This is a genomic window from Rhodospirillum rubrum ATCC 11170 (assembly GCF_000013085.1).
In the GTDB taxonomy this organism is placed as follows: Bacteria; Pseudomonadota; Alphaproteobacteria; order Rhodospirillales; family Rhodospirillaceae; genus Rhodospirillum; species Rhodospirillum rubrum.
The window spans coordinates 702,593-720,024 of sequence record NC_007643.1; the positions used below are offsets into that span (position 1 = coordinate 702,593).

Genomic DNA, 17,432 nt, shown 5'->3' on the forward strand with positions numbered 1-17,432 from the left:
CGCGCAAAAGGGGGGCCCTTTCAACGCGGTTCGCTCCTGGGCCTTCCCCAAAGACGGTGATCTAGCTTTTACTTCAGCGACAGGAAGCGCGTGACATGCTTGTCGAGCGCGTTGTCGTGCCAACCGACCAGCTTGGGCGAGACCAACTGCTTGGAGACGTAGTAGTAAATCGGCATAACCGGCACATCGCGCATGGCCAGGGCTTCGGCTTTCTTCAGGATCTCGGCGCGCTTGGCCAGATCGATGGTCAGGGCGCCCTCGTCCATCAGCGCGTTGTATTCCGGGTTGTCATAGCCGGAATAATTCAGCGGTCCGGTCTTGCCTTCCATCTTGAACAGGAAGCTCTGCGGGTCGTTGTAATCGGCGATCCAGCCTTCGCGGGCGACCTGGAAGGCCTTTTGCTTGAGGTCGGCGTAGTGGATCTTGCCATCGGTGTTGAACAGCTCGACCGAGACGCCGATCTGCTTCCACATCGAGGCGATGGCGACGGCGACGCGCTTGTGATTTTCCGAGGTGTTGTAGCGCAGGGTGAAGGTCAGCGGCTTGTCCTTGCTGAAACCGGCTTCGGCGAGCAGGGCGCGGGCCTTTTCCTGGCGCTCCTTGAACGGCACGTCCTTCCAGGCGACGGTGGCCGGGGTGGTGTAATTCTCGACCCCCGGCGGCACGAAGGACCAAGCGGGTAATTCGCCGGTGCGCAGGACCTTTTCGGAAATCGCCTCGACATCGACCGCCATGGTCAGGGCCTGACGGACGCGAAGATCGTCAAAGGGCTTTTGCGTGGTGTTGAAGGCGTAGTCATAGATCCCGGCGTAGGGGGCGATGCGCAAGGAATCGGCCAGATTGTCGCGCAGCCAAGTGATCTGTTCGGACGCGATCTCGCGGCAGATATCAAGCTCGCCGGCGCGATAGCGCTTCTGCATCGCCGTACGGTCTTCGTAAGTGTAATAGATCACTTCGTCGAAGAAGACATCCTTGGCGTCATAGAAGTTTTCGTTCTTGACCAGCTTGGCTTCGACGTTGGGCAGCCAGCTTGCCAGTTTATAGGCACCGTTGACGACGAAGGTCTCGGGCTTGGTCCAGTCGCGGCCGTATTTCTCCACCACATGCTTGGGCACGGGCATGAAGACCTGATGGGTCAACTGGGCCAGGAAATAGGGCGCCGGGCTGGTCAGGGTGACTTCCAGGGTTTTGGCGTCAAGCGCCTTGGCCGCGACATCCTCGACCTTGCCCTGGCCGCTGTTATAGGCCTCGGCCCCCTTGATGATATAGGCCAGCGACGCGTATTCGGCGCCCATCGCCGGATCGAGAACGCGGCGCCAGGAATAGACGAAATCCTCGGCGGTGACCGGGGTGCCATCCGACCACGTGTGGTCGCGCAGGGTGAAGGTATAGGTCAGGCCATCGGGCGAAATCGTCCAGCGTTCCGCCGCGCCGGGGATCGCCTCGCCCTTGGCGCCGAAGGTGACCAGCGCCAGATACATATCGTCAAGCAGGCGCGAGGTCTGAACCGTCGAGACGAAATGCGGATCCATCGATTGCGGCTCGCCGTCATTGCCGATGCGTAGCACGCCCGCCGCCTGGGCCGCCGGGGCCCAGGGGCCCGCCGCGCCGCCGACAACCGCCAATCCCAGCCCAAAGGCCAAGGCGCGGCCCAGCGCGCCAAAACCGGGTTTGCCCTGTGGAGTCCGTTTCGTCTGATCGCTCATCTGTCGTTTTCTCCCCTGATGAAAGGATCTTGTGGTCCGTGCCCGTCCAACGCGCGGGCGCGGCGGCGGTCGGTTGCAGCCTGGGACTGTGATCGCATCGGCGAGATCTTGGCAAGGGGGAACGCGACCAAAGGTAGTGGGGTAGGGGCGTCGCGAAAGGGGGGACGTATAGCGAAGGAAAGGGGCGCATTCGCCGGTTTTCCTCCCCATATCGGAATCTCCTTTTTCTGGTGCGGAACCGTGACATGCCCCTTCGACGCCCCCGCCGCTGGCAGCTTTCCGAGAACGCCGTTACCCCCTCGTCCCTGGTGCTGGGTCGCCGGAGTTTCGTGGCCGGCGCCCTAGCCCTCTCCGCCGGGGTGGGCCTTGCCGCCCCTTCCGCGCGGGCCGCCGTCCCCGCCGACGAGACGACCCCGCGCGAGGACGCCACCACCTATAACAATTTCTATGAATTCGGCTCCGACAAGGGCGATCCCGCCCGCTATAGCGGCGCCTTCCGCCCGACGCCTTGGGCGGTCACCATCGATGGCGAGGTCGAGCACCCGCAGACGATCGGCCTGGAGGATCTGCTGGCGGTCTCGGCCTTGGAAGAACGCATCTATCGCCTGCGCTGCGTCGAAGGCTGGTCGATGGTCATCCCGTGGATGGGCATTCCGCTGGCCAAGGTCCTCGCCCGCGCCGCTCCCTTGGCCTCGGCGAAATACGTCGCCTTCGAGACGGTTTTGCGCCCCAGCGAAATGCCCGGCCAACGCACCCGCTTGCTCGACTGGCCCTATCGGGAAGGGTTGCGCCTGGACGAGGCGGTCCATCCACTGACCTTCCTGGCCAGCGGCATGTATGGCGAGGCTTTGCCCAATCAGAACGGCGCGCCGCTGCGTTTGGTGGTGCCGTGGAAATACGGCTTCAAGTCGATCAAATCGATCACCCGCATCACCCTGGTCCGCGACCAGCCGCCAACCACCTGGAGCGCCCTTAACCCCCGGGAATACGGCTTTTATTCCAACGTCAACCCCGAGGTCGACCATCCGCGCTGGAGTCAGGCGCGCGAGCGCCGCATCGGTGAATTCCGCCGCCGCGACACCGTGATGTTCAATGGCTACGGCGAAGAGGTCGCAAGCCTCTATGCCGGCATGGATCTGCGGACCAATTACTGATGACGGGCGGCTCGGTTTTGAAGGACCGCGACCGCCTGGGGCGGATCGCCGTCTTCGTCGCCTGCCTGCTGCCGCTTGTCTGGTATGGGGCGCGCTTCGTTGGTGGCGATCTCGGAGCCAATCCGATCGAGGCCTTCACCCGCAAGCTTGGCGAATGGGGGCTGATTTTTCTGCTGGCGTCGCTGGCCGCCACCCCGGCGCGGCTGCTGTGGGGCTGGACCTTTCCGCTGCGCCGCCGCCGCATGGTCGGGCTCTTCGCTTTTTTCTATGTCTGCCTGCACCTGCTGTCTTACATCGGCCTTGATCAGTTCTTCGACTGGGGGGCGATCTGGGCCGATATCGTCAAGCGCACCTATATCACCGTCGGCATGGCGGCGCTCCTGCTGCTGGTGCCGCTGGCCGTGACCTCGACGCGGGGGATGGTGCGGCGGTTGGGGGGCAAGCGCTGGATCGCCCTCCATCGCCTTGTCTATCCGGCCGCCGTCCTGGGCGTTTTGCATTACATGCTGATGGTCAAAGCCGATCTGAGCGAGCCGCTGATCTTCGCCGGCATTTTGGGGCTGCTGCTGGCCGTCCGCCTTGTGCCGGCGGTGCGCCGCCGCCGGAGCGGTCGCGCCCCATCCTAGGGCGGCGGCGCCCCAGGGCGGCGGGGGCTGCGGTTTAACCAGACCTTGACGGTCAGGGGCTTGCTTTTACGGGCGTTTTGGCTCACAACCCGCTTAAGCCGCGCGCGGCCGGAATGTCCTCTCGAACGCGGTGCCCCTGATCGATATGAGGTTTCCGCCCATGTCCGCCGTCCCCCACGCCGATCTCGCCAACGCCATCCGCTTTCTGTCCGCCGATGCGGTTCAAAAGGCCAAATCCGGCCACCCCGGCATGCCCATGGGCATGGCCGATGTGGCGACGGTTCTGTTCACCCGGTTCCTGACCTTTGATCCGGCGGCGCCGCGCTGGCCCGACCGCGACCGCTTCGTGCTGTCGGCCGGCCATGGCTCGATGCTGCTCTACAGCCTGCTTTACCTCACCGGCTATGCCGATATCGATCTTGATCAGATCAAGTCGTTCCGCCAGCTTGGCGCGCGTACCGCCGGCCACCCGGAATACGGCCATGTGGCCGGCGCCGAGACCACCACCGGGCCGCTGGGCCAGGGGCTGGCCAACGCCGTGGGCATGGCCCTGGCCGAGCGCATGACCGCCGCCCGCTTCGGCGAGGCCGTGGTCAACCACCGCACCTATGTGATCGCCGGCGACGGCTGCCTGATGGAAGGCATCAGCCAGGAGGCCATCTCGCTGGCCGGGCACATGAAGCTCGAACGGCTGATCGTGTTGTGGGACGACAACCGCATCTGCATCGACGGCGATGTCGGTCTGGCGTCGAGCGACGACGTTCCCGCCCGCTTCCAGGCCAGCGGCTGGCGCACCCTGGCCTGCGACGGCCATGACCCCCAGGATATTACCCGGGCCCTGACCGAGGCCCAGACCTCGGACCGGCCGACGCTGATCGCCTGCCGCACCATCATCGGCAAGGGCGCGCCCACCCTTCAGGGCACCGCCAAGACCCATGGCTCGCCGCTGGGCGATGCCGAGATCGCCGGCGCCCGCGCCGCGCTCGGCTGGCCCCATGCCCCCTTCGAGGTGCCCGAGCCCATCTTGTCGGCTTGGCGGACCGCCGGCGCCCGCGGCGGGGTTGCCCGCGTTGCCTGGGAAGACCGTCTGGCCTCGCTGCCCGGCGACGAGCGCGCCACCCTCATCCGCGCCCTGGCCGGTGATCTGCCGGCGGGCTGGGAAGACGCCGTCCTCGCCGCCAAGCGCGCCCTGATCGAGACCCGGCCCAAGGTCGCCTCGCGCAAGGCCTCGCAGATGGCGCTCGAGGTTCTGGTGCCGCAGATCCCCGAACTGGTCGGCGGCTCGGCCGACTTGACGGGCTCCAACCTCACCCAGGTCAAGGGTCAGGCCGATATCCTGCCCGGCTCCTATGGCGGCCATTACATCCACTATGGCGTGCGCGAGCATGGCATGGGCTCGCTGATGAACGGTTTGGCCCTGCATGGCGGGGTCATCCCCTATGGCGGCACCTTCCTGGTCTTCGCCGATTACATGCGCCCGGCCATCCGCATGGCCGCCCTGATGGGCCTGCGCGCCATTTATGTGCTGACCCATGATTCCATCGGTCTGGGCGAAGACGGCCCGACCCATCAGCCGGTCGAGCATCTGGCCTCGTTGCGCGCCATTCCCAACCTGTGGACCTTCCGCCCGGCCGATGCGGTGGAAACCCTGGAATGCTGGGCCCTGGCCGTCGGTCGCAGCGATGGCCCGAGCCTGCTCGCCCTGTCGCGTCAGGATCTGCCGACCCTGCGCGAGGCCTATGGCGAGGAAAACCTCTCGGCCAAGGGCGCCTATGTCGTGGCCGGCGAGGGGCCGCGCGACGTCACCCTGATCGCCACCGGCTCGGAAGTGACCATCGCCATGGCGGCGCGCGAGCTGCTGGCCGCCGATGGCCTGGCCGCCGCCGTCGTCTCCATGCCGAGTTGGGAGCTGTTCGAGGCCCAGTCGGCCGAGTACCGCGAGGCGGTGCTGGGCCCGCGCGCCCGCCGGGTGGCGGTCGAAGCCGCCTCGGCCTTCGGCTGGGAGCGGTGGGTTGAAGACAAGACCGCCGTGGTCGGCATGCCGGGCTTCGGTGCCTCGGGTCCGATCGGCGATCTTTATGAGCACTTCGGCATCACCGCCGAAGCCGTCGCCCGCGTCGCCAAGGCCCGGGCCGAGGGCTGACATCGCGATGGTGGCGCGGCCGGGCTTTCGTTTTAAGGGCTCGGTCGCGCCGCGCGGACGCTGTATCGTTCGGCAGAGTGCCGGGAACCGGTTTCATAGGGCCTTGGTCAACAAGCCCGATTATAGGTAAGGAGACGCCTTCGATGGCTACGATTTCCCTACGCCAGCTTCTCGACCACGCCGCCGAAAACGGCTATGGCATGCCGGCGTTCAATGTGAACAACATGGAACAGGTCTTGGCGATCATGGACGCCGCCAAGAAGACCGACAGCCCGGTGATCCTCCAGGCCAGCCGCGGCGCGCGCGGCTATGCCGGCGATATCATGATCAAGCACATGATCATGGCGGTGGCCGAGATGTATCCCGATATCCCCGTGTGCATGCACCAGGACCACGGTAATTCGCTGGGCACCTGTCTGTCGGCGATTTCCGCCAGCTTCACCTCGGTGATGATGGACGGCTCGCTCGAAGCCGACGCCAAGACCCCGGCCACCTATGAGTACAACTACGAGGTCACCGGCAAGGTCGCCGAATGCGCCCATCTGGTCGGCGTGTCGGTGGAAGGCGAACTGGGTTGCCTGGGCTCGCTGGAAACCGGCGCCGGCGAAAAAGAGGACGGCCACGGCTTCGAAGGCACGCTCGATCATTCCCAGCTGCTGACCGACCCCGATCAGGCCGCCGATTTCGTCAAGCGCACCAAGGTCGACGCCCTGGCCGTCGCCATCGGCACCAGCCACGGCGCCTATAAGTTCACCCGCAAGCCGACGGGCGACATCCTGGCGATGGGCGTGGTCAAGAAGATCCACGAGCGCCTGCCCAATACCCATCTGGTGATGCACGGGTCGTCAAGCGTGCCCCAGGACCTTCAGGACATCATCAACCAGTATGGCGGCGAAATGCCCCAGACCTATGGTGTGCCGGTCGAGGAAATCGTCGAAGGCATCAAGCACGGCGTGCGCAAGGTCAATATCGACACCGATTGCCGCATGGCGATCACCGGCGCCATCCGCAAGGTTTTCGCCGAGAACAAGGCCGAATTCGATCCGCGCAAGTACCTGAAGCCGTCGATGACGGCGATGGAGAAGGTTTGCGTCGAGCGCTTCGAGCAGTTCGGCGCCGCCGGCAATGCCTCGAAGATCCGCCCGATCGCCCTGGCCGACATGGCCAAGCGCTACGCCAGCGGCAGCCTGGACCCGACCATTCAGTAGTCTCCTGGCCAGTAACACCCGGCCAGTACCACCCTGGCGCGGTCCTGCCGCCGCCAACACAGCCCCGCCCGATCCGGCGGGGCTTTTTCATGGGCATGGGCGTGAAGCCAAAGCGTCGTCGCACTCTGGTCCAGAGTGCGGGGGATTTGCTCTCCAAGGAAAGGATGAGAGAATAGAAAAACTCCGCACAAGGCGGGGCTTTTCATTCAACGATCGTCTGTCCTCGGGGGGAGGCTCGCGCCAACAAAGCCCAAGGCTCATCTTGTGAAGATAGGTTTCTTTAGGGGGGGCGTCAATGAGTGAGCAAATCCTGGCTATCAAAGCCTCGTTGTCGGCTGCGCGCCTGAGCACCTACGAGGCTGCCGCGAACACGCGGGGCGACGATGATTCGTCAGCTCTCGACCTCTACCTATGGAACGCGCAAGTTTCCGGCGGATTCCTCGCGCCGTTGCATATCTGCGAGGTCGTCGTACGCAACGCCGTCGCGGATGCGATAGAGGCCAAATATGGGAGCCGATGGCCGTGGTCGCCAGGTTTTGAGCAAAGTCTCCCTTCGCCATCGGTCGCCTATAGTCCTCGCCAAGATCTTTTCAACGCTCGCCGTAATGCGCACACGGTGGGAAAAGTCATTCCTGAGCTGAAATTTGTCTTTTGGCAGCGCATGTTCACCAGTCGTCACGATGCGCGTGTTTGGGATCCCCATCTCTTGCGTGTCCTACCGGGCTTGGATCCTTCGAAATCGGTCAGTGACCTGCGAAAAGCTATTTATGATGATCTTGAAGAAATCCGGACGCTCCGTAACCGGATTGCACATCATGAGCCGATCTTCACGAGATCCCTTAAGGACGATTTTCAGAGGATAATGAACCTAATCGATTATCGCTCGCGGCTGACCGCCAACTGGGTCAGGGCGAATCATCAGGTTCACGTGCTGGACATGCTGCAACGCAAGCCAGCCCCCACCCCGTGACGTCAGGCTTCGCCGAGCCGATGCCCGTCAGGCCACTCCCATCCTTCTCCAGCCCCCCAGATCCTCACCGCAGGGTATTCCGCCAGACCCCAAAACCGCTTCGCGGGGCTTTTTCGTGGGTGATTATCCCTTAGTCCGAAAGGATAGGGTGGCGGTCCAATGTGACGGGAAGGGCGGTAATGTGGCGGATCCAAGAGCGGATAAATGCGCTTCAACAGGATAAAAACAGTTTAAAATCAATAAATTAGCATTTTGCGAATGTCACGGAACCTTCATCCTTCTGTCACAAACGTTTCGCTGATCCTGACTAGAGTCCCTCCTGTCGCCGGGACCTCCGGCGGCCGAGCTACCCTAGGGGGTCCAAGGGGCCCTTTCGCGCTCATTGGAGGCTACATTGATCAGGAAGACCATCGCTCTGGCCGCCTTCGCGGCCGTCGCCGTCGCCGGCGCCGCCGAGGCCCGCGACCAGATCCGCATCGTCGGGTCCTCCACGGTCTATCCCTTCGCCACCACCGTGGCCGAGAATTTCGGTAAGACCTCGTCGTTCAAGACCCCGGTGATCGAGTCCACCGGTTCGGGCGGCGGTCTCAAGCTGTTTTGCGCCGGCGTCGGTGTCGAGCATCCCGATATCGCCAATGCCTCGCGTCGCATCAAGAAGTCGGAAGTCGAGACCTGCGCCAAGAACGGCGTGAAGGAAATCACCGAAGTTCAGATCGGCTTCGATGGCATCGTTCTGGCCAACACCAAGACCGCCCCGGCCTTCAATCTGACCAAGGGTCAGATCTTCCAGGCCCTGGCCAAGGAAGTTCCGGTCGACGGCAAGTGGGTCGCCAATCCCTATTCCAACTGGTCGCAGATCGACGCCAAGCTGCCGAACGAGGAGATCGAGGTTCTCGGTCCGCCGCCGACCTCGGGCACCCGTGACGCCTTCGTCGAGCTGGTGATGGAAACCGGTTGCCTTGAACTGCCCGCTTGCGCCGACCTCAAGAAGGCCGACGAGAAGAAGTTCTCCTCGGTGTTCGCGTCGTTGCGTGAAGACGGCCGCTTCATCGAAGCCGGCGAGAACGACAACCTGATCGTTCAGAAGCTGCAGAGCAACCCGACCGCTCTGGGCATCTTCGGCTTCTCCTTCCTCGACCAGAACAGCGACAAGATCCAGGGCTCGCACATCGAAGGCGTGGCTCCGACCTTCGAAGACATCGCCTCGTCGAAGTACAAGGTCTCGCGTCCGCTGTTCTTCTACGTCAAGAACGCCCATGTCGGCACCGTCCCCGGCATCAAGGAATACGTGGCCGAGTTCACCTCCGAGAAGGCCTGGGGCCCCGAGGGCTACCTGTCGGAAAAGGGCCTGATCCCGCTGCCCGACGCCGTCCGCGCCGACGCCGCCAAAAAGGCCAATGCCTTTGCTCCGCTGACCATGTAAGACCTTTCGCCGAGAGTTGATCAGGGTCCCGCGACCGGCCACCCTCCGGCCGCGGGATCGGCTTTTCCGGGCCCTTGGCGGTCTGGTTCGTCATTCCCCGCCCGCATTCCGTCCTTGAGGGCGGTCTCCTTTCGCTTTCGTTCGCCTTGCGGGGACCCCGGGTCTCCCAGGCCCTCTCTTGGTGGCGTGCCGCGATGAATTCCTTGCTGCTGGTCCTGGCCGTTCTTGCCCTGTCCTCCTTCGCCTATGCGGCTGGTACGCGCCGGTCGATGCGCGCGGTGGGCGGCAAGCTTCAGACCCTTCATTCGCTGCCCGGCTACTACGGCCTTTACGTGGCCCTGTGGTGTGGTCTGCCGGCGCTGTTCCTGATGGTCGCCTGGGTGATCTTCGAGCCCAGCGTTGTCCACTCCCTGGTGCTGGCCTCGCTGCCGCCCTCGGCCCTGCTCGACGCCGCCGGGACGCCGCTGCCGCCCGAGCGGGTTCGCCTGCTGATGACCGATATCGCCAATATCGCCTCGGGAAACATCTCGTCGAGCACCGATCCCTTGATCGCCCAGGCCGGCGCCTATCAGGCCAGCCTGCAATCGACCGGCCGGGCGATCATGATCGCCCTGACCCTGGCGCTGGCGGTGGCCGGTTCGGCCTGGGGGCTGAAGGCGATCGCCCCGCGGATGCGGGCCCGCAACACGGTCGAGAAGGTGGTCAAGGTTTTCATGATCGCCTGTTCGACGGTGGCGATCCTCACCACCATCGGCATCGTTCTGTCGCTGGTTTTCGAAAGCTTCCGCTTCTTCCAGCAGGTCTCGCCGATTGATTTCCTGTTCGGCTTGAAGTGGAGCCCGCAGGTGGCGATGCGCGCCGATCAGGTGGGCTCGTCGGGGGCTTTCGGCGCCGTGCCGCTGTTCGTTGGAACGGCGTTGATCTCGGCCATCGCCATGGTCGTCGCCGTGCCGATCGGCTTGATGTCGGCGATCTATATGTCCGAATACGCCGCTCCCGGCTTCCGGGCCTGGGCCAAGCCCGCCCTGGAAGTGCTGGCGGGCATCCCCACCGTGGTTTACGGCTTCTTCGCCGCCCTGACCGTCGCTCCGGCGATCCGCCGCTGGGGCGAGTCGATCGGCCTTGACGTCTCGTCGGAAAGCGCGCTCGCCGCCGGTTTGGTGATGGGGATCATGATCATCCCCTTCGTATCGTCGCTGTCGGACGACGTGATCACCGCCGTTCCCCAATCGATGCGCGAAGGCTCCTATGGCCTGGGGGCGACCAAAAGCGAGACCATCCGCCGGGTGATCTTCCCCGCCGCCCTGCCCGGGATCGTCGGCGGCATCTTGCTGGCGGTGTCGCGGGCGATTGGCGAGACGATGATCGTGGTGATGGCCGCCGGACTGGCCGCCAATCTCACGGCCAATCCCTTCGAGGCGGTGACGACGGTGACGGTGCAGATCGTGACCTTGCTGGTGGGCGATCAGGAATTCGACAGCCCCAAGACCCTGGCGGCCTTCGCCCTTGGCCTGGTGCTGTTCTTCGTCACCCTGATCCTCAACATCATCGCCTTGCACGTGGTCCGCAAATATCGCGAGCAATACGACTAACGGCGATCACGGCGACGAGACGGCGTTCTTCGGGATTAGTGCCCCTTGCCGGGGTTGCGAGAGGATAAGGCATGGCTACCCATAACACAGAGCTGGTCCGGGCCGGATTGAAGCGGCGCTATCGCCAGGAGCGGTGGTTCCGCGGCCTGGGGCTGGCGGCGATCCTGACGGCTTTGGCCATGTTGCTCACCTTGTTCGTGACGATCTTCTCGAACGGCGTGTCGGCGTTCGTCACCACCGAACTGGTGCTTGACGTGCCGGTCACCGCCGCCGAGGTCGATCCCCAGGGAACACGTGATCCGGCGGTGCTGTCGGCGGCGAATTATCGCAAGCTGGTGTCCGACGCCATGAGCGCCCTGTTCCCCGAGGTTACCGACCGCCGCGAGCGTCGGGTGCTGATGGGCATCGTGTCCGATGGCGCGGCCTACCGCCTGCGCGCCCAGGTCATGGCCGATCCCTCGCTGATCGGTCAGACGGTGCGCCTGAACGTGCCGGTCTCCTCGGATTACGACATGCTGGCCAAGGGGCTGGTCGACCGCGACAGCCTGGAGGGCGATCGCCGCCTCGCCGATAACCAGATCACCTATTTCCTCAGCCTGGAAGAGCGCGGCCTGATCACCAAGACCTTCAACTCGGGCCTGTTCACCGAGGGCGACAGCCGCCAGCCCGAACTGGCCGGCATCTGGGGCGGTGTCGTCGGCTCGGTCTATGTTCTGCTGGTGACGCTGGCGCTGTCGTTTCCCATCGGCGTGGCGACCGCCATCTATCTCGAGGAATACGCCCCGCGCAATTGGTTCACCGATCTGATCGAGGTGAACATCAACAACCTCGCGGCGGTGCCGTCGATCGTCTTCGGTCTGCTCGGCCTCGCCGTCTTCCTCAATGTCTTCGGGATGCCCCGTTCGGCGCCGGTGGTCGGCGGGCTGGTGCTGACCTTGATGACCCTGCCGACCATCATCATCGCCAGCCGCGCCGCCCTGACCTCGGTTCCGCCGTCGATCCGCGAGGCGGCGCTCGGGGTGGGGGCCTCGAAGATGCAGATGGTCACCCACCATGTGCTGCCGCTGGCGATGCCGGGCATGTTGACCGGCACCATCATCGGCATGGCCCAGGCCCTGGGCGAGACGGCGCCGCTGCTGATGATCGGCATGGTCGCCTTCATCGCCGATATCCCCTCGGGTCCGATGGCCCCGGCCACCGTTTTGCCGGTCCAGATCTTCCTGTGGTCCGACAGCCCGGAACGGGCCTTCGTCGAACGCACCTCGGCGGCGATCATCGTCTTGCTCGCCTTCCTGGTGCTGATGAACGCCGGCGCCGTGCTTCTTCGCAAAAAGTTCGAACGCAAATGGTAGAGACCCCAATGACCAACCAAAGCGCACCCTTCGAGGGAACCGCCGGCCAGCCCCGCATCCCCGACCGGGACGTCAAGGTGGCGGTCAATGATGTCAATGTGTTCTATGGCGCCAAGCAGGCGATCAAGAACGTCGGTCTGGATATCGTCGCCCGCGAGGTCACCGCCTTCATCGGCCCCTCGGGCTGCGGCAAATCGACCTTCCTGCGCTGCCTGAACCGGATGAACGACACCATCGACATCTGCAAGGTGACCGGTGACATCCGCCTGGATGGCGAGGATGTCTATGACCGCCATATCGACGTGGTGGAACTGCGCGCCCGCGTCGGCATGGTCTTCCAGAAGCCCAATCCCTTTCCCAAGTCGATCTACGAGAACATCGCCTATGGGCCGCGCATCCATGGCATCGCGCGCGGCAAGTCCGAACTCGACGAGATCGTCCAATCCTCGCTCGAACGCGCCGGCTTGTGGGAAGAGGTCAAGGACCGCCTGGAGAGCCCGGGAACCGGCTTGTCGGGTGGTCAGCAGCAGCGCGTTTGCATCGCCCGGGCCATCGCCGTCTCGCCCGAGGTGATCTTGATGGACGAGCCCTGTTCGGCGCTTGATCCGATCGCGACGGCCAAGATCGAGGAGCTGATCGACGAGTTGCGCTCCAATTATACCATCGTCATCGTCACCCATTCCATGCAGCAGGCCGCCCGCGTCTCCCAGCGCACCGCGTTCTTCCACCTGGGCCGGCTGATCGAATGCGGTGATACGGAGACGATTTTCACCAATCCCCAGCACAATTTGACCCAGGGTTATATCACCGGCCGCTTCGGCTGATCCCCCGCCGGCCCCTCCCTTGCCGGGGAGCGGGTTGTTTTCGGTGGCCGGTAGGAGAAATACGGATGTCGACCGAGCACACCGTCCGGTCCTTCGACGAAGAACTCAAAACACTCGTCAAGACCGTGCTGCGCATGGGCGGGCTGGCCGAAGCCCAGCTTGCCAATGCGGTTCAGGCCCTGGTCCGGCGCGATAGCGATCTCGCCGGGCGGGTGGTTTCCGGCGATGGCCGCATCGACGCCATCGAACAGGAGATCAATGATTTCGCCATCCGCATGCTGGCCCTGCGCCAGCCGATGGCCGACGATCTGCGCGGCATCGTCGGCGCCTTGAAGATCTCCAGCGATCTGGAGCGGATCGGCGATTACGCCTCGAACGTTGGGAAGCGCACCCTTGTGCTGAACCAACTGGCGCCGGTCAAACCGGTCACGACCATTCCGACCATGGCCCGTCTGGTCCAGGACATGGTCAAGGATACGCTTGACGCCTATGTCGAGCGCGATCTCGACAAGGCGGTGATGGCCTGGTCGCGCGATGACGAGGTCGACGAGCTTTACACCTCGCTGTTTCGCGAACTCGTCACCTACATGATGGAGGATCCGCGCACCATCACCGCTTGTACCCACCTGATGTTCATCGCCAAGAACATCGAACGGATCGGCGATCACGCCACCAATATCGCCGAGACCGTGCATTACCTGGTTTCGGGAAATCCGCTACGCGCCGCCCGCCCCAAAGGAAGCGGTCAGGGCGAGTTCGGGGACACCCTTGATGACATTCAAGAGCTGAACCGATGAAATCCCATGTGCTGATCGTTGAAGACGAAGTCTCGCTGGTGACCTTGCTGCGCTATAACCTTGAGAAAGAGGGTTACCGGGTGTCCGAGGCGATGGATGGCGAGGAAGCCATGACCCTGGTCGCCGAGGATCAGCCCGATGTGGTGATCCTTGACTGGATGCTGCCGTCGCTGTCGGGGATCGAGGTCTGCCGCCAGCTGCGGCGCAAGCCGCGCACCCGCGATCTGCCGATTTTGATGCTGACGGCGCGCGGCGAGGAAAGTGACCGCATTCGCGGCCTCAATACCGGGGCCGACGACTATATGTCCAAGCCGTTTTCCATGCCCGAACTGCTGGCCCGGGTCAAAGCGCTGCTGCGCCGCGCCCAGCCGACCAGCGCCAAGGGCACGCTGAGCTATTCCGATGTGGTGATGGATCTGGGCGCCCATCGGGTGACCCGGGGGGGACGCTATATCCACCTCGGGCCGACGGAGTTCCGTCTGCTGCAGTTCCTGATGCAGAACCCGGGCGCGGTGTTTTCCCGCGAAGAACTGCTGAACGCCGTTTGGGGACCCGACATCTACGTCGAACCCCGCACCGTTGATGTTCATATCCGCCGTCTGCGCAAGGCGCTCAACGGCGAGGCCAGCACCGATCTGATCCGCACCGTCCGTGCCGCCGGCTACGCGCTTGATACCAACCCCGTCTTCTCCCAATAGGAGGGTCCGCGCCATGTCCCATGTCACCGTCTTGTGGAGCAGCCCCGATCTGGCAACCCTGGAGGCGGTCCAGGCCGTGGCCGGTCCCGTCAAGGCGCCGCGCGTGAAGCGCGGCACCGCCCATGGCCCGGCCGTTCTGGCCGCCGAGACCGCCGCCGCCCGCCCCCTGGCACCGCGCCCCGACGAAGCCTGAGCTTAAAAAGGAATCGATAACTTCCAGTGATCGAAGTTATCAGATCCATTTGTTGGACTGATTGGTCAGAGTGATCAAGGATCGCGCTCCGTTCCCCCCGGAGAAGGTCCGATGATGCGTTTCCGTTCCACCGCCGCCGTTTTGCCCGTTCCCCCCGCCGGAGTCATCGCGGGGATGTTCGCCGCCCTTCCCGGCCTTGGCTTGGCCTTTGCCGTGGCCGGGAGCGGGTTTTTGCTCCATCGCCTGCCGGGGCTCGACAGGATCAGCCCGCTGATCGTGTCGATCATCCTGGGCATGGCGGTCAATAGCCTGTGGGCGATGCCGCTGCGGGCCAAACCGGGGCTGCGCGTGGCGTCGCGGCGCCTGCTTCGGCTGGCCGTGGTTCTTTTGGGGCTGCAGATCACCTTTGATCACCTGCGGGCGTTGGGCGCCCCGGGGATGGCGGTGGTCGCCCTGACCCTGCTTCTGACCTTTTTGCTGACCAAGGCTTTGGGGCGGCTGATCGGTGTCGAACGGGGCTTGGCCGAATTGATCGCCGTCGGCACGGCGGTCTGCGGCGCCTCGGCGGTGGTCGCGGCCAATACGGTGACGCAGGCCGATGACGAGGACGTGGCCTATGCCATCGCCTGCGTCACCGTGTTCGGGACGCTGGCGATGATCCTCTATCCGTTGCTTGCCGGAGCGCTTGGCTTGGCTCCTGCGGCCTATGGGCTGTGGACCGGGGCGTCGATCCACGAGATCGCCCAGGTGCTGGCCGCCGGCTTCCAGCACGGTCCCCAGGCCGGCGAGGCGGCGACCGTGGCCAAGCTCGCCCGCATCGCCTTGCTCGCCCCTCTGGTCCTGGCGATGGGCCTGTGGAAGAGCCGAGGGGCGGACACGTCGGCCAAAGGGGCGCGGCCGCCCATTCCCTGGTTCGTGGTTGGGTTCATCGTCATGATCGGCGTCTCCAGCCTTATCCATCCGTCTGCCGCCCTCAGCCAGGGCGCGGCCACCCTGACCAGCGTGCTGATGACGGTGGCCCTGGCGGCGATGGGGCTGGAAACCAGCCTGGGCAAATTGCGCGCGCGCGGCCTGCGGCCCTTGCTGCTCGGGGCCGCATCGTGGATGGTCGTCGGCCTGGGGGCCTTGGCGCTGGTGAAGGTCCTGACCACTGGCGGAGGGGCGTGATGGGCGAGGCGACGGCGGCGACCCGGCTTAGCTTTGATCAACTCCGCACCTTTGTCGCCGTCGCCGAGCACCTGCATGTGACGGCGGCGGCGCGCCAGCTTGGCATCAGCCAATCGGCGGCCAGCGCCTCGATCGCCAGGCTGGAGGAGCGCTGCGGCCAGAAGCTGTTCAACCGGGTTGGCCGCCATATCGAACTGACCGCCGCCGGGGCGATCTTCCTGAGCGAGGCCCGGGCCGTGCTTGATCGGGTTGGCCGGGCCGAGGAGGTGTTGGGCGAGTTGTCGGGGCTGCGTCGCGGCCGCCTGCGCCTGCACGCCAGCCAGACCATCGCCAACCACTGGCTGCCGCCGCTGCTCCATCGCTTTCACCAGAGCTACCCGCGGATCGCCCTGGGGATCGGCATCGGCAACAGCCGGGCGGTCGCCCGGGCGGTGGTCGAGGGCCGGGCCGATATCGGCTTCGTCGAAGGCGCGGTGAGCGAGCCGCTGCTCGCCCCCACCGATCTTCCGGGCGACCGCCTGCTGCTGGTGGTCGGCGCCGGCCATCCCTGGGCCGCTCGAACGACGTTGGCGGCGACGGATCTGACCGCGACCCCCTGGGTCATCCGGGAAAGCGGATCGGGAACCCGTCAGGTCTTCGAAGCGGCCCTGGCCGGCTATGGCTTGGCGATGGCCGCTTTGGAGGTGGCTTTCGAACTGCCCTCGAACGAAGCGGTCTGCGCCGCGGTCGAAGCCGGGGCGGGGGCGACGGTGATCTCGGATCTGGTGGTTGGGCGGTCGTTGCGCGCCGGAAGCCTTGTGGCTTTGCCGCTGGCCTTCCCCGAACGACGGTTTCAGGCGCTGCGCCATGGCGATCGCGCCCATGGCCGGGCCGAGGACGCCTTTCTGGCCATGATCGGCTGCCGGTAGGCCCCCCAGGGCAGGAGAGGGGCCACCGGAGGGGGGGGTTAGGAGTCGTAGGCGACGAGGCTGTCGATGGGAACCTTGGTGCGCTCGCGGCCCTTGAGGAAACTCAGCTCGATGATGCAGGCGGCGCCGACGACATTGGCGCCCATCTTGCCAAGCAATTCCGAGGCGGCGTTGAGCGTGCCGCCGGTGGCCAGCAGGTCATCGAGGATCACCACGCGTTGGCCGGGCAGAACGGCGCCTTCCTGGACCTCGACGGTGTCGGTGCCATATTCCAGGGCGTATTCGTGGCGGACGGTGGCGCCGGGCAGTTTGCCCTTCTTGCGGACCATGACGAAGCCCAGCCCAAGCTTGAGGGCGAGCGGGGCGGCGACCAGGAAGCCGCGGGATTCGATGCCGGCCAGAACATCGGGCAGGCGCGGGGCGACCACTTTGGCCATTCGCCCCATGGTGACCTGCCAGGCGTCGGGATCGGCCAGCAACGTCGAGATATCGTAAAAGAGAATCCCCGGCTTGGGAAAATCGGGGACTTCACGAATATGGTCCTTAAGGTTCATCGAACTCTCCGGGTGGGGCGACGGGACGGCAGCGGATCCTAACCGCCCCGGGGGCGGGCCGAAACCCTGAATATCCACGGAGTTCCTGGGGCCGTTGTCGAAGGGGGGGTTGTCAGG

At 64.7% G+C, this 17,432-nt stretch carries 16 protein-coding genes; 14 read left to right on the forward strand and 2 right to left on the reverse strand.

Annotation, left to right across the window (positions count from 1 at the left end):
• Nucleotides 1-68: 68 nt before the first annotated feature.
• A complete protein-coding gene (locus tag RRU_RS03090) occupies nucleotides 69-1,706 on the reverse strand; it encodes a peptide ABC transporter substrate-binding protein (protein ID WP_011388350.1) in 1,638 nt (545 codons plus the stop codon).
• A gap of 245 nt (nucleotides 1,707-1,951) precedes the next feature.
• Between RRU_RS03090 and msrP the strand changes: the two genes are divergently transcribed.
• From msrP to RRU_RS03160, 14 genes are all read left to right on the forward strand, one after another.
• A complete protein-coding gene (msrP, locus tag RRU_RS03095; protein ID WP_011388351.1) occupies nucleotides 1,952-2,860 on the forward strand; it encodes a protein-methionine-sulfoxide reductase catalytic subunit MsrP in 909 nt (302 codons plus the stop codon).
• A complete protein-coding gene (locus tag RRU_RS03100) occupies nucleotides 2,860-3,486 on the forward strand; it encodes a sulfite oxidase heme-binding subunit YedZ (RefSeq protein ID WP_011388352.1) in 627 nt (208 codons plus the stop codon). Before msrP ends, RRU_RS03100 begins: the two co-directional genes overlap by 1 nt.
• A 160-nt stretch (nucleotides 3,487-3,646) precedes the next feature.
• Nucleotides 3,647-5,629: a transketolase gene (gene tkt / locus RRU_RS03105; RefSeq protein WP_011388353.1), complete on the forward strand. Its 1,983-nt coding sequence runs from the start codon at nucleotides 3,647-3,649 to the stop codon at nucleotides 5,627-5,629.
• A 143-nt stretch (nucleotides 5,630-5,772) separates the two neighbouring features.
• A complete protein-coding gene (gene fba / locus RRU_RS03110) occupies nucleotides 5,773-6,837 on the forward strand; it encodes a class II fructose-bisphosphate aldolase (protein ID WP_011388354.1) in 1,065 nt (354 codons plus the stop codon).
• A gap of 295 nt (nucleotides 6,838-7,132) precedes the next feature.
• Nucleotides 7,133-7,807 carry a hypothetical protein gene (locus RRU_RS03115; RefSeq protein ID WP_011388355.1) on the forward strand — a complete coding sequence of 225 codons (675 nt, stop codon included), beginning with the start codon at nucleotides 7,133-7,135 and terminating at the stop codon, nucleotides 7,805-7,807.
• Between the two features lie 394 nt (nucleotides 7,808-8,201).
• Nucleotides 8,202-9,230, forward strand: a complete 1,029-nt coding sequence (locus RRU_RS03120) for a PstS family phosphate ABC transporter substrate-binding protein (RefSeq protein ID WP_011388356.1) — start codon at nucleotides 8,202-8,204, stop codon at nucleotides 9,228-9,230.
• Nucleotides 9,231-9,424: 194 nt separating this feature from the next.
• A complete protein-coding gene (pstC, locus tag RRU_RS03125) occupies nucleotides 9,425-10,822 on the forward strand; it encodes a phosphate ABC transporter permease subunit PstC (RefSeq protein ID WP_011388357.1) in 1,398 nt (465 codons plus the stop codon).
• 71 nt (nucleotides 10,823-10,893) lie between these two features.
• A complete protein-coding gene (gene pstA / locus RRU_RS03130) occupies nucleotides 10,894-12,174 on the forward strand; it encodes a phosphate ABC transporter permease PstA (RefSeq protein WP_011388358.1) in 1,281 nt (426 codons plus the stop codon).
• Nucleotides 12,175-12,182: 8 nt separating this feature from the next.
• Nucleotides 12,183-12,998, forward strand: coding sequence for a phosphate ABC transporter ATP-binding protein PstB (gene pstB, locus RRU_RS03135; RefSeq protein WP_014625974.1), 816 nt, complete (start codon nucleotides 12,183-12,185; stop codon nucleotides 12,996-12,998).
• A gap of 65 nt (nucleotides 12,999-13,063) precedes the next feature.
• Nucleotides 13,064-13,795, forward strand: coding sequence for a phosphate signaling complex protein PhoU (gene phoU / locus RRU_RS03140; RefSeq protein ID WP_011388360.1), 732 nt, complete (start codon nucleotides 13,064-13,066; stop codon nucleotides 13,793-13,795).
• Nucleotides 13,792-14,493: a phosphate regulon transcriptional regulator PhoB gene (phoB, locus tag RRU_RS03145; RefSeq protein WP_011388361.1), complete on the forward strand. Its 702-nt coding sequence runs from the start codon at nucleotides 13,792-13,794 to the stop codon at nucleotides 14,491-14,493. Before phoU ends, phoB begins: the two co-directional genes overlap by 4 nt.
• 13 nt (nucleotides 14,494-14,506) lie before the next feature.
• Nucleotides 14,507-14,686, forward strand: a complete 180-nt coding sequence (locus RRU_RS03150) for a hypothetical protein (RefSeq protein ID WP_011388362.1) — start codon at nucleotides 14,507-14,509, stop codon at nucleotides 14,684-14,686.
• A gap of 111 nt (nucleotides 14,687-14,797) precedes the next feature.
• Nucleotides 14,798-15,853, forward strand: coding sequence for a YeiH family protein (locus tag RRU_RS03155; RefSeq protein WP_011388363.1), 1,056 nt, complete (start codon nucleotides 14,798-14,800; stop codon nucleotides 15,851-15,853).
• Entirely contained in the window at nucleotides 15,853-16,761 is a 909-nt protein-coding gene (locus RRU_RS03160) for a LysR family transcriptional regulator (protein WP_011388364.1), read from the forward strand. Before RRU_RS03155 ends, RRU_RS03160 begins: the two co-directional genes overlap by 1 nt.
• Before the next feature lie 38 nt (nucleotides 16,762-16,799).
• On the opposite strand, the gene RRU_RS03165 is transcribed toward RRU_RS03160, so the two are convergent.
• Nucleotides 16,800-17,315, reverse strand: a complete 516-nt coding sequence (locus tag RRU_RS03165; protein ID WP_011388365.1) for an adenine phosphoribosyltransferase — start codon at nucleotides 17,313-17,315, stop codon at nucleotides 16,800-16,802.
• Nucleotides 17,316-17,432 lie beyond the last annotated feature (117 nt).

Bases quoted from the DNA above. Each gene is read 5' to 3' on its own strand.
- RRU_RS03090 (WP_011388350.1), bottom strand. From the start codon at position 1,706: ATGAGCGATCAGACGAAACGGACTCCACAGGGCAAACCCGGTTTTGGC.
- msrP (WP_011388351.1), top strand. From the start codon at position 1,952: ATGCCCCTTCGACGCCCCCGCCGCTGGCAGCTTTCCGAGAACGCCGTT.
- RRU_RS03100 (WP_011388352.1), top strand. From the start codon at position 2,860: ATGACGGGCGGCTCGGTTTTGAAGGACCGCGACCGCCTGGGGCGGATC.
- tkt (WP_011388353.1), top strand. From the start codon at position 3,647: ATGTCCGCCGTCCCCCACGCCGATCTCGCCAACGCCATCCGCTTTCTG.
- fba (WP_011388354.1), top strand. From the start codon at position 5,773: ATGGCTACGATTTCCCTACGCCAGCTTCTCGACCACGCCGCCGAAAAC.
- RRU_RS03115 (WP_011388355.1), top strand. From the start codon at position 7,133: ATGAGTGAGCAAATCCTGGCTATCAAAGCCTCGTTGTCGGCTGCGCGC.
- pstC (WP_011388357.1), top strand. From the start codon at position 9,425: ATGAATTCCTTGCTGCTGGTCCTGGCCGTTCTTGCCCTGTCCTCCTTC.
- pstA (WP_011388358.1), top strand. From the start codon at position 10,894: ATGGCTACCCATAACACAGAGCTGGTCCGGGCCGGATTGAAGCGGCGC.
- pstB (WP_014625974.1), top strand. From the start codon at position 12,183: ATGACCAACCAAAGCGCACCCTTCGAGGGAACCGCCGGCCAGCCCCGC.
- phoU (WP_011388360.1), top strand. From the start codon at position 13,064: ATGTCGACCGAGCACACCGTCCGGTCCTTCGACGAAGAACTCAAAACA.
- phoB (WP_011388361.1), top strand. From the start codon at position 13,792: ATGAAATCCCATGTGCTGATCGTTGAAGACGAAGTCTCGCTGGTGACC.
- RRU_RS03150 (WP_011388362.1), top strand. From the start codon at position 14,507: ATGTCCCATGTCACCGTCTTGTGGAGCAGCCCCGATCTGGCAACCCTG.
- RRU_RS03155 (WP_011388363.1), top strand. From the start codon at position 14,798: ATGATGCGTTTCCGTTCCACCGCCGCCGTTTTGCCCGTTCCCCCCGCC.
- RRU_RS03160 (WP_011388364.1), top strand. From the start codon at position 15,853: ATGGGCGAGGCGACGGCGGCGACCCGGCTTAGCTTTGATCAACTCCGC.
- RRU_RS03165 (WP_011388365.1), bottom strand. From the start codon at position 17,315: ATGAACCTTAAGGACCATATTCGTGAAGTCCCCGATTTTCCCAAGCCG.